Origin of the sequence: Streptomyces sp. KR55 (assembly GCF_052245645.1) — a bacterium.
Classification (GTDB): Bacteria; Actinomycetota; Actinomycetes; order Streptomycetales; family Streptomycetaceae; genus Streptomyces; species Streptomyces flavusporus.
This window is the reverse complement of record NZ_JBQQCE010000921.1, coordinates 1-1,255: the sequence shown is the minus strand read 5'-3', so window position 1 is coordinate 1,255 and position 1,255 is coordinate 1. Positions and strand designations below refer to the sequence as shown.

Annotated in this window: 1 protein-coding gene; it reads left to right on the top strand. The window is 70.2% G+C overall.

The genetic code is table 11. The features are described 5' to 3' along the window. The first annotated feature begins 292 nt into the window (after nt 1-292). Nucleotides 293-1,252, top strand: coding sequence for a nucleotide-binding protein (locus ACTWQJ_RS51520; RefSeq protein WP_443313223.1), 960 nt, complete (start codon nt 293-295; stop codon nt 1,250-1,252). Nucleotides 1,253-1,255 lie beyond the last annotated feature (3 nt).

Below are 1,255 nucleotides of genomic sequence, written 5' to 3'. Positions count from 1 at the left end.
CTGGCGACCGGGGACCCGGCTGCTCGCCTCCCACACACTCACCAGCCTCCCCACCACGATGTACGACGAACTGCCGGCGGCGTATCAGGAGATGCTCAGCGGCCTCAAGGCCCAGCGCTTGCCGCAGGTGGAGGAGTACCGGATCAACCTGCTCCGACTCCCCTGACCCAGCGACCGCACGGCGCCCAACTCGCCTCTTTCGCTGGCCAGTTGGGCGCCGTCGATTTGACACCCCACCCTGACCTCTCCACCCTATGGAGACGACATCCATTTCCAATAGGAGCGGTTAGCGATGCGTGTGGCGTTCGTCGGCAAGGGCGGCAGTGGCAAGACCACTCTGTCCGCCCTCTTCTCCCGCCGGCTGGCACGTTCGGGGGCGCCCGTGGTCGCCGTCGACGGCGACATCAACCAGCACTTGGCGTACGCCCTCGGCCTCGACGAGGAGGAGATGTTCGCCGCCCCGCCGCTCAGCGCCCACACCGGCGAGATCAAGGACTACCTGCGCGGCACCAACCCGCGGATCGTCTCCCGCGACGCCATGGTCAAGACGACCCCGGCGGGACGCGGCTCACGGCTGCTGCGGCTGCTGGGCGACGACGAGATCCACGCCCGGCACGTGCAGCGGGTGGGCGAGGTCCCGGTGATGGTGACCGGCGCCTTCGACGAGAGCGATCTCGGCGTCGCCTGCTACCACTCCAAGCTCGGCGCGGTCGAGCTCTACCTCAACCACCTGGTGGACGGCCCCGGCGAGTACGTCGTCGTCGACATGACGGCCGGCGCCGACGCCTTCGCCTCCGGTCTGTTCACCCGCTTCGACATGACGTTCCTGGTGGTGGAGCCGACCCGCAAGAGCGTCTCCGTCTACCGCCAGTACCGCGACCACGCCGCCGAGTTCGGCATTCCGATCGGCGTGGTCGGCAACAAGGTCACCGGCGAGGACGACCTCGACTTCCTCCGGCTGCACGTCGGCGACGACCTGGTCGCCCACTGCGAGCAGTCCGCCTGGGTCCGAGCCCAGGAGCAGGGCCGCGGGCACGGCGAGCTGGAGCCGCACAACGCCCGTGCGCTGGACCGGCTGCGCGCCGCGGTGGACGCCCGCCCCAAGGACTGGGCGACCTTCCAGCGGCACGCAGTCGAGTTCCACCTGCGCAACGCCGCCGCCTGGGCCAACGACGCCACCGGCCACGACCTCACCGCCCAGGTCGACCCCGACTTCCGGCACGGCCCCGCGGCGTTGGCGGCCTTCGCCTAACCG